We start from the raw sequence: 9,510 nt of genomic DNA on the forward strand, positions 1-9,510 counted from the left end.
GGGCGCCGCAACTCGTCGGCGAGCAGACGCCCCAGGACCCCCGAGACGTAGAGCGCACGAGCGGACACACAGCCTCCAGAGACAGGGCGGCCACGCACGGGCCGATACCGGGAACAGCGCGTCGAGCAAGGAGAGAGCCGCGTTGCCCCGGCTTTCCCCCCGGTTGCCCGGTGCCGTTTCGTCTGTCTCTTGTCCGGTGTCCTACGTGGTCCGGCCGGTCGGGAGGCCGTCGCGGACGGCGGCGGACAACAGTTCCGCTGCGCCCGCTGTCGGCCCGGGCACGAGTGTGGCGAGGAGTGCCTGGACGAGGACCTGGTAGGTGCACTCGCCGCCGCTGCTGTCCCGGGCCCGGAACCGGAGACCGCTGCGCACGTCGTCGGCCAGCTCGGCCAGCGAGACCGGCCGGTAGGTGAGCGCGTCCACCAGCAGCCCGTTCTCTGCCCGGACCAGCTGGCGTTCCACCTCCGCGTCGGTCGGCGGGCCGGACACACCGGCACTGCCGACCCCGTTGTGGTTCTTCGGGTCAGTCATGTGTCGGCGAAGCCTTGGACAGGCGGGCGAGCTCTTCCCGCAGGGCGGCCAGTTCCGCCCGCAGGCCCGCCAGCTCCGCCCCTTCGTCTCTCTCGCCCCCGCCACCCGCAGGGCGACAAGGGGTGTCATCGGAGGGCTTGCCCCCCGTGTTCTCCTTCAACGGGTCGTTCTCCTCCAGCAGGTCGATGATGGCGTCACGGAGGTTGCACTCCAGCTCCGCCGCGCGCTCGATGAGTTCGTCGGCGATCTCTTTGGCGTCGTCGACGATGGTGCGCAGGGACCGGATGATGCCGCGTCGCGGCCGGGACTCACTCATGAGGGGGTGTTCCTCACTGCTGGGGTGTGAGCACGCGAGAAGGCCTGATCGCCCGCGATCCTCCGGGTCGGTGGCCGAAGGTTCGGACGGAAAGCGTTCAGTTCTCTGAGTGCACGCCAGTACGCACCTCGGTGGCAACCCCGCGTGCGGGGGGCTCGGGAGGCATCGTGTTCCGGCTGCCGGCGCAGAGCGCGCCGTACACGCGCCCGCTGCCCCGGCCGCGACCGTTTCCCGCCGCCCCGACACCCGTGGGAAGTCCGCGGGATCGGGTGGTAACGCGAAGACGGGAACGGGGCCGCCGGGTCGGCCGCGCGACGGTCGACACGGGGGCCGCGCCGGACCCAGGCGCGCGCCGTCGGCCCCAAATGCCTTCCCCGCCAGGGATGTTCATGGAGGGGATGGCCCGTCTCATGGTTCCGGCGGCCACCGACCTGTGGTGCGACGGGTGTAGGCGTGGGGGCCGGGACGAGGGCGCGAGCCGGAGCCGGCCGTGCTCCGATGTTCGGGCCGCACGCCGTACCGGGGCAGCTGTGGATCTGTTGGCATAGGGACCATCGCGCTGAACGCTTACGAAAGCGGCCGGCAAGGACCCGTCGTGCCCGGCCGGACCCGCCGCCTCCCGCCCGATCCTGACGCACTGCCACTCGAAGGCGAGGCCCGGTGTCCGACGAACCCCGCGACTGCGAACGCATCCTGGCACACAGCGCGGACACCGTCAGGCCGTTGATCCGCACCCAGGTCAACCGCCTGCCCGCGCACATCCGTCACCTCGCCGGGCTGCACTTCGGCTGGTGGACCGACGACCGCGTCCACCTCGACCACCCGACCGACGGCAAGGCCCTGCGCCCGGCCCTCACGCTCCTGGCCTGCCGGGCCGTCGGCGGCGACCCGGCAGCGGCCCGTCCCGCGGCCGTGGCCGTGGAACTCGTCCCCCTTACCACCGCCCTGGGGGCCCGCCAAGTGCTGACCGGCACAGGCATCGCCATGATCTTCGTCGCCGCCTGCGCTGCAGCACTACGGATCCGCAGCACGAAACGGCACCAGATCCGCACCCACGCACTCCCAGTTAGAGACCCACGCTCCTAGCCCTGGCCCAACGTTGCGTCAGCCGATCGGGCTACCGAGGGCAGTAGAGCTCCCCCATGCCACCCACGAGCAGGACGACCAGCCGCGGATGCACCAGGAACTCGGCGACGACCGCTGAGCACCGCACGCTGTGCCCCGCCACCCCCCCCAGGCCCGGGCGGGGCACGGCGTGAACCGCCCCGTGGCACAGTGGAACGGCTCGGTTTCCAGGGGAAGCGCGAGGCGGCGCTGCTTCCCGGGGCGCGTTGCCCGGACCGGGCGATGGCAGGACCGCTGTGTCGCCTGAGCGGCTGGCCGTGGGTGCGGTGTGCGGGCTGGTGTCAGCTGTTGACGTTGACGGCTGACCAGGTGTCGGCGACGGTTGCGTAGGCGGTGCTGCCGGGGCCGTAGAGGTCGGCGGCGGCTTGGAGGGTGGCGGCGCGGGCGTCGTGGTAGTCGGTGGTGGTGGTCATGTAGGTGGTCAGGGCCCGGTACCAGATCTGTTCGGCGGCGAGGCGGCCGATGCCGGTGATGGTGCGGCCGTCGATGGTGGGGCTGTCGTAGTCGATGCCGTTGATGGTCTTGGGGCCGCTGCCCTCGGCGAGTAGGTAGAAGAAGTGGTTGGCGGGGCCGGAGGAGTAGTGGACGTCGATGTCGGCGATGCCGTCGTACCAGTAGTCGGGGGAGCGTCCGTCCCGGGAGGGTCGGTCCAGGTAGCGCAGCGGGGTGCCCTTGCCGTTGAGGTTGAGGCGTTTGCCCATGAGGTAGCCGGGGACGTCGGTGGGGTTGTCGGTGTGGAAGGCTACGGCGGTGGCGAGGATGTCGCTGGTGGCTTCGTTGAGTCCGCCGGACTCGCGCTGGTATTCCAGGCCGGCGGTGGCGGAGGTCAGGCCGTGGATCATCTCGTGTGCGGCCACGTCCAGTTCGGTCAGCGGTTTGGCGTTGCCGGGCCCGTCGCCGTAGGTCATGCAGAAGCAGCCGTTGTCCCAGTAGGCGTTCGTGTAGTTGTCACTGGCGTGGACACGGCTGTAGGCGCCGACACCGTCGCCGCGGATTCCGGTGCGCCCGTGCACCTGCTGGAGGTAGTCCCAGGTGGCGGCGGCGCCGTAGTGGGCGTCGACGCCCGCGGTCTCGTCGTCGCTCTGGGTGCCGTTGCCCCAGCGGTCGTCCTGGTCGGTGAACAGTTCGCCCTGGCCGGTGGAGGCGTGGTGCAGGTTGTAGGTCCGGTGGCCGCCGCGGGCGGTGTCGTTCATCTCGTACCGGAACAGGCTGTGCTTGGTGCCCAGGGGCACCGTGCCGTTGTACTGGCCTTGGCCGATGCCGGTGTGCACGGCCTCGTAGGTGTAGAGCTGGGTGCCCGAGGTCGCGTCGGTCACGATGTGGCGTTCGCTGGGGGTGCCATCTTCCTGGGTGCCGTCCAGGACGGATTCCCATGCCAACGCGGGGGTTTGGGCGGCCGACCAGACGACCAGGCGCGGGAGCGTCGTGGTATTGAGCGACTGCATCACCTGGACGGCCGGAACCGTGGGCGTGAGGGTCGGCACACTGATCGGCGCCCGGTGGGCGCGGGTGTCGGTGAGGGCGCCCTGCGGGGTGCGGTGGACGATCAGATCGCCGCCGAGGACCGGCAACGCGGCGAAGGTGCGGTTGTAGCGGAAGTGGACCGTGCCGTCCGCGTCCCGGGTGGCGTCGTCGATCAGCAGGCTCTCGCGCGGGTCCAGGTTCAGCGCCTTCGCTGTCGCGATGGCGGCTTGGGTGGCCTCCTTCAGGAGCTCGGCGTGTTCCTGCGGGGACAGCGCGCCGCTTCGGGTCTGCGAGGCGCCATGGGGAGTGCGGGCGGCGGCTCCTGTCGATTGGACGCCCGTCAGTGCCAGGGTGGTCAGGAGCGCGAGGGCGGCGGTCAGCCGGGCGGGCCGACGGCGTCCGTGATGGGGGGATGCAGGCTGCAAAGGGGGATTCCTCGGTGCGTGCGGCCACGGTGCGTGTCCACATGATCGTGTGCCGACCCGGGGGGGCGGCATCGGATGGCGTTGCCGCCCGGGGGCCGGGTCGTCGTGCCCCGGCACCGGAACCGGCTGAAGGCGGCTGCGAGCGGCCCGGCGACCCCGGACGCTACCTGACGTTGGCGATGGGGGCGTTGGTGGCGACCTGGGGGGCGGCTTCCGGGGCGATGTCGGCGGCGGGTGCGACGGCGGGCTCAAGGTCGGCATCCGGCTCGAAGGCCATGAAGCAGCAGGATCGGCCGTAGCCGAAGTGGCCGAGCTCGTCGCCCTTCCTCACTTCCTGGTCCGTGCGGACGGTGGGAGTGACGGAGGAGATCTCGCTGATGCCGACGACGGCGAGGCAGACCATGCCGATGCGGGGAGCGGTGCTCTCGATGAACACCAGGGCCCGGGTGCTGGACGCCGCCGCACCGCCCAGCGACGGCCCCTGGCCGGCGGGGCCCGAACCGTCGAGCCCGGCTGTGCCGAACAGCAGGCCGGGGACGATCTCCATGTGCCGGACCACGCCGTCGACCGGTGCGTGCCAGCGGTGGTAGCCGGTGGCGGGGAGCAGCTGGAGGACGTCGCGGACAGCGGGAAGAGGATCCGTTCCTCGGGCTTGGCGCGGTATTCGGACGCGGTGGTGATGATCTGGTCCACGCACTGCAACAGGTGCTCGACGCCGTGGACCGGCTGGAGGCCGCGCGGGAGCCGTTCGAGCATCTCGGATACCAGCGCCTGGATGCCGGTGTCGGTCTCGATCAGCTTCTTGAGGGTCACGACCGCGGGACTGCGCGGCTCCCTACGGTCCCGGGCCCGGTCCGCGAGGTCCGCCAACCAGGCGTCGACCGCCCGGCGGTCCTTCGGAAGATAGCCGGCGACCCGCCCGAACGAGGTGCGGTAGCGGGCGTCGGTCAGGGCGCCGGTGAGGTCGCCGAGCATGTCTGTCTCCTTGGCATTCGATCGACCACGTCCAGGTGGAGATCCTCGCGAGTCTCACCCTCGCAACAGGCGAGGAAACACGGTTCGTCGCCAAAGGGACTCGAAAGGATGACGGTGGCCGTTGACGTCACTCACGTGATGGCCGACGTGTCAGTCAGCCTTCGGTCCCGCCGATGACGGGGCAGAGCCGTTGAATGTACAGAACAGGTTGAGGCATCGCCGTCTCCGGATCTGCCGAGAGGCAGGGCGAGCTCAGGGAGGCGACCGGGTGGCCGTGCCTGCGGGCCCGTCGCCTGTTGCCGTCGAGGATGACCGCGAAGTGACCGGGAACGTGCCGGGGGCCTGCGGCGGGGTGGGGTCCAGTTGGCCGATGTGGGGGACTGCGGATGTCATCGGGGGTTCCCCTTTTCCGGGAGCGGTAGGCCGTAGTCGGGTCGGCGTCGGGGGCGCCACCATCGGATTGGCCGCTGACCTGTCGAATGGGTTCCGGGACGGCTTGGCATGATTGACGTGTCGTCAGTCTGGCGAGTTTCTTCCCTTTTCTTCCCTGGTCAGGCTTCGGCAGGGTCGGGGTTGAGCTCCGGGACCGGGTTGAGCTCCGGGACGGGGATGTCGACGGGGCCGGTCGGGGTGTCGTAGCGTCCGGTTTCCAGCTGCCAGGCCAGGCCACCGCCGATGCAGTGGTACGCCGCTTCCAGCCAGCGCCAGGCAATGCCCTGCTCGGACCGGGACAGCTGGAGTTCGTCCATGATGGCCGGGAGCCGGTGCTGGACGGCGAGGGCGTCCCGGCACACGGCTTGGTACAGGGCGTGGGTCCGGTCCACCGCCTCCTGCATGTCGTGGGTCTCATGCCAGTAGAAGACGTAGACCAGGTTGTTCACCGGGTGGAATTGGGTTCCATGGCCAGCGAGTTCATTTCGTTGGACCACGCGATGATGTTGCTCAGGTCGGTGGTGAGTTGATCGATCTCCTTGTGCCTGATGAACCGCTCGGGCGGCGTGGCCCGGACCGCGTACTCGACGAGGTCGACGGTCATCTTCATGCCGGAGGTCCACAGCCGATTGGACGTGAACTCCGCGAGGCCGGGGATGCGGTCCTCGATGCGCAGGCCGGTCTCCCACAGGTAGCCGTGGAGCCAGAGATCGCAGTGCTCGATGAAGCTGTCGCACCAGGGTGCCGGCATTGCGGCGAAGAGCTCGCCACGCAGGTGGTAGAGCGTCCAGTTGCGCAGGTCCGAGTGCTCAGGCCGGCGTCCCCGGAAGACTTCGCGGGTGGCCTCGATGGTGCGTCGGGTGCCGGGCAGGTCATGGCCGAGCGGGCCGTTGAACTGGTCGTCGTAGTAGAAGTACCACCACATCCAGCGGTTGAGGTGCTCGCAGTCCTCCAGGCCTGAGGCGGGGTACTCCAGTGAGGTGAGACGGCCGCTGTTGAGACCGTGATGGTAGGACTCGATGGTGGAGTCGTCGATTCCCATCTGCCTCGCCCAGGGCTCCTCGCTTCGGATCACCATGTGCTCGAAGGGGGCCGGGCGAACCGGCAGGGGTATCTCGTAGGTCGGAAGAGTGACGGTGACTCGTTGCTTCCACATGGTGCGGCTTCACTCCTGTCGCGGATCGTGGTGTGGTGCGTGGGTCGATGGGCGGAGGCCGCTGTGCGCCGGCCCCGCGCTCGCGGCGAGCCGGCCCTTCTCTGCGCCGGTTCGGTGCGTGGCCCTCGCCGTGGCCTGGCGGCTTCGGTACGGGTGTGCCCGGGCCAGGCGGGTTTCCTCGTCACGGCCCGTGCGGGTTCGCGCACCCGACGGGCCGGGCGCGGCCGTCGGGTGTCCGGTAAGCCCCGGCGAACTCCCTCGATGGCACCTTTCTTCGCCGCGAGGCTGTTGAATCCCAGCTCAGCGGGTGGTGATGTGCGCGCCCGGGGCGGGGCCGCTGACGGTGCGGACGCGGCGGACGGCCTTGGAGGTGGCGAGGGCGCGGGCCACGGACTTTGCCGTGTGGGCGTCCGCGGCCAGGAAGGCACAGGTGGGGCCGGAGCCGGAGACGATCGAACCCAGGGCGCCTGCGGTCCTTCCGGTGTGGAGGGTGGCGGCCAGCGCGGGGTGGAGGGAGAGGGCTGCTGGTTGGAGGTCGTTGACGAGCGCTGCGCCGAGTGCGGTGGCATCGCCGGTCTTCAACGCGGCGAGCAGGGCCGGATCGGCGGGAGGTTGCGGCCTGAGGCGGGCGTCGGCGGTGCGCAGGGTGTGGAGGCGGTCGTGTTCCGCGTAGACGGCCGGGGTGGCGAGTTCTCCGTGTGCGAGGGCGAGGACCCAGTGGAGGGGGCCGGTGACGGGCAGGTCGGTGAGGATCTCGCCGCGGCCCCGGCCGAGGGCGGCGTGGCCCAGGAGGGCGAAGGGTACGTCGCTGCCCAGTTCGGTGGCGAGGGCGTGGAGTTGGGCAGGGGTAGCCCGGGTGTTCCACAGGGCGTTGCAGGCGAGGAGGGTGGCGGCGGCGTCGGCACTGCCGCCGGCCATGCCTCCGGCGACGGGGATCCGCTTGGTGATGTGCAGGGCCACTCCGGCGTCGGTCCCGTGGTGTTCGCGGAGGAGCTGTGCGGCGCGTGCGGCGAGGTTGGTGGCGTCCGTCGGCACCCGTTGTGCGTCGGTGCCAATGACGGTGACGGTGGTTCGCCCGGTGGCGGCGAGTGTGGCCGTGACGGTGTCGTGGAGTGCGACGGCGAGGAACACGGTGGTGAGTGCGTGATAGCCGTCGGGGCGGTGGGCGCCTACGGAGAGCTGGACGTTGATCTTTCCCGGTGCCGTCGCGGTGACGCTACGGGGCGTTGGAGGCGTGGCCGTGTTCATGTGGTCGACAGCTCCCTGGCCTGAGTGCGGGCCCAGGAATCGGCCTTGCGGACGTCCGCCAGGGTGAGGGCGGCGCTGGGGACGGGGCGGGAGGTGGCGTGCAGGACGCGGCGGACGGTGTCCACGATCGCGGTGAACGGGATGCGGCCGGTCAGGAAGAGACGGACGCATTCCTCGTTCGCGGCGTTGAGGACGGCCGGGGCGAGGCCGCCTTCGTCGCCTGCCTGACGGGCGAGGGAGACGGCGGGGAAGGTCTCGGTGTCCAGCGGGAAGAACTCCCAGGTGGCAGCGGTGGACCAGTCGCAGGCGGGTGCGGCGTCGCGGATCCGGTCGGGCCAGCCCAGGCCGAGCGCGAGCGGGATGCGCATGTCGGGCGGGCTGGCCTGGGCCAGGGTGGAGCCGTCGGCGTACTCGACCATGGAGTGCACGACGGACTGCGGGTGGACGACGACGGCGATGCGCGACAGCGGCACGTCGAAGAGGAGGTGGGCCTCGATGACTTCGAGGCCCTTGTTCATGAGGGTCGCGGAGTTGACGGTGACCAGCGGACCCATGTTCCAGGTGGGGTGGGCGAGGGCCTGGTCGACCGTCACCCGGTCGAGTCGGCTCCGGGTGTAGCCGCGGAAGGGACCGCCGCTGGCGGTCAGGATGAGTCGGCGCACCTCGCGGCGCTGGCCGCCGCGCAGGCACTGGAGCAGTGCGGAGTGCTCGGAGTCCACGGGGATCACCTGGCCGGGGCGGGCGAGTCTTCGGACGAGGGGGCCGCCGGCGATCAGGGACTCCTTGTTGGCCAGGACGAGTCGTGCCCCGGATTCCAGGGCGGCCAGGGTGGGGGCGAGTCCGATCGAGCCGCTGATGCCGTTCAGGACGCGGTGGCAGCCGATGGCCGCGACCTGGGTGGCGGCCTCAGGTCCGGCCAGGACGCGGGGCAGCCGCCGTCCGTTCGCCTGGGACTTCAGGGCCAGGCGCAGGGCCGGTGCGGCCTCGCGCCGGGAGGTGGCCACGGTCTCGACACCGAGGTCGAGGGCCTGTTGGGCCAGCAGTGGCAGGTTGCGCGTGCCCGCGGCCAGTGCCACGGCGCGTAGGCGGTCGGGGTTGCGGCGGATCACGTCGACGGCCTGGGTGCCGATCGATCCGGTGGATCCCAGGACGGCTACGTCCCGTCGCCCCAGCGGCGGATCACCGGGGAGGTGGATGTCGGCGATGGCCATGGGGGCGTGGGTCCCGGGAACTGCCATGGATCTTCGTCCTGTCTGTTCGTACTGTGCCGGGGTGATCGGGTGTGCTTGCTCTTCAGGCGACGGTCCAGGAATCGGTTCCGGTGAGCAGCGTGGTGAGGCAGCCAGTGCCCATCTGTTGTGAAGCAATGGCAAGTTGACCTGCCATCAGCTCGTCGTAGACGGGTCGGTGGACGTCGCGCAGGACGCCGATCGGGGTGTGGTGGAGGGTGTCGGCGTCGGCGATCCGGGACAGCGCGAAGGCGGTGGCCGGGTTGGCCGCGTGGGCGTCGTGGACCAGGACCCGTGCCTCGTTGTCCGCGGTCACCGGCGCGGTGAACAGCTCGCCGTCCGGGCCGCGGAACACGCCGCCGGCCAGGTCCGCGCCGAAGCGGATCGGCTGCCCGTGTTCCAGCCGGATCAGCGCCTCGTCCCGGGTGCCGGGCTGCTTCAGGGCCTCGAACGCGCCGTCGTTGAAGATGTTGCAGTTCTGGTAGATCTCCACCAGCGCCGTGCCCTCGTGCGAGGCCGCCGCCCGCAGCACCGACTGCAGGTGCTGGCGGTCCGAGTCGATCGTGCGGGCGACGAAGGTCGCCTCGGCGCCGATCGCCAGCGAGAGCG

9 protein-coding genes and 2 pseudogenes are annotated in these 9,510 nt (G+C 70.7%); 1 reads left to right on the plus strand and 10 read right to left on the minus strand.

Annotation, left to right across the window (positions count from 1 at the left end; all coding sequences use genetic code 11):
- Positions 1-201: 201 nt before the first annotated feature.
- Both AC07BF_RS37120 and AC07BF_RS37125 read right to left on the minus strand, forming a co-directional pair.
- The gene (locus tag AC07BF_RS37120) at positions 202-531 is read right to left on the minus strand and encodes a hypothetical protein (RefSeq protein ID WP_363589716.1); all 330 of its coding nucleotides are present in this window, start codon (positions 529-531) and stop codon (positions 202-204) included.
- Complete coding sequence (locus AC07BF_RS37125) at positions 524-847, minus strand: hypothetical protein (protein ID WP_478334549.1); 324 nt, start codon at positions 845-847, stop codon at positions 524-526. The genes AC07BF_RS37120 and AC07BF_RS37125 overlap by 8 nt, the downstream gene beginning before the upstream one ends.
- A gap of 660 nt (positions 848-1,507) precedes the next feature.
- On the opposite strand from AC07BF_RS37125, the gene AC07BF_RS37130 reads away from it, so the two are divergent.
- Complete coding sequence (locus AC07BF_RS37130; protein WP_363633344.1) at positions 1,508-1,933, plus strand: hypothetical protein; 426 nt, start codon at positions 1,508-1,510, stop codon at positions 1,931-1,933.
- A gap of 320 nt (positions 1,934-2,253) precedes the next feature.
- On the opposite strand, the gene AC07BF_RS37135 is transcribed toward AC07BF_RS37130, so the two are convergent.
- The 8 genes and pseudogenes from AC07BF_RS37135 to AC07BF_RS37170 form a co-directional block, all read right to left on the minus strand.
- Positions 2,254-4,122 (minus strand): M4 family metallopeptidase, encoded by a 1,869-nt coding sequence (locus AC07BF_RS37135; RefSeq protein ID WP_478334550.1) that lies wholly within the window; start codon positions 4,120-4,122, stop codon positions 2,254-2,256.
- Positions 4,025-4,408: a phosphatidylserine decarboxylase gene (locus tag AC07BF_RS37140; protein ID WP_478334551.1), complete on the minus strand. Its 384-nt coding sequence runs from the start codon at positions 4,406-4,408 to the stop codon at positions 4,025-4,027. The genes AC07BF_RS37135 and AC07BF_RS37140 overlap by 98 nt, the downstream gene beginning before the upstream one ends.
- 128 nt (positions 4,409-4,536) lie before the next feature.
- A pseudogene (locus tag AC07BF_RS37145) lies at positions 4,537-4,836 on the minus strand (hypothetical protein); the annotation flags it as partial.
- Positions 4,837-5,387: 551 nt separating this feature from the next.
- On the minus strand, positions 5,388-5,717 hold the full coding sequence (locus AC07BF_RS37150; RefSeq protein WP_478334552.1) for a hypothetical protein: 330 nt from the start codon (positions 5,715-5,717) through the stop codon (positions 5,388-5,390).
- Positions 5,714-6,424: a terpene synthase family protein gene (locus tag AC07BF_RS37155; protein WP_478334553.1), complete on the minus strand. Its 711-nt coding sequence runs from the start codon at positions 6,422-6,424 to the stop codon at positions 5,714-5,716. Before AC07BF_RS37155 ends, AC07BF_RS37150 begins: the two co-directional genes overlap by 4 nt.
- A gap of 300 nt (positions 6,425-6,724) precedes the next feature.
- On the minus strand, positions 6,725-7,672 hold the full coding sequence (locus tag AC07BF_RS37160) for a 4-(cytidine 5'-diphospho)-2-C-methyl-D-erythritol kinase (RefSeq protein WP_478334554.1): 948 nt from the start codon (positions 7,670-7,672) through the stop codon (positions 6,725-6,727).
- On the minus strand, positions 7,669-8,910 hold the full coding sequence (gene dxr / locus AC07BF_RS37165; RefSeq protein ID WP_478334555.1) for a 1-deoxy-D-xylulose-5-phosphate reductoisomerase: 1,242 nt from the start codon (positions 8,908-8,910) through the stop codon (positions 7,669-7,671). Before dxr ends, AC07BF_RS37160 begins: the two co-directional genes overlap by 4 nt.
- A 55-nt stretch (positions 8,911-8,965) precedes the next feature.
- Positions 8,966-9,510: pseudogene (locus AC07BF_RS37170) on the minus strand (2-oxoacid:ferredoxin oxidoreductase subunit beta); the annotation flags it as partial.

The organism is Kitasatospora sp. NPDC043950 (assembly GCF_056435345.1).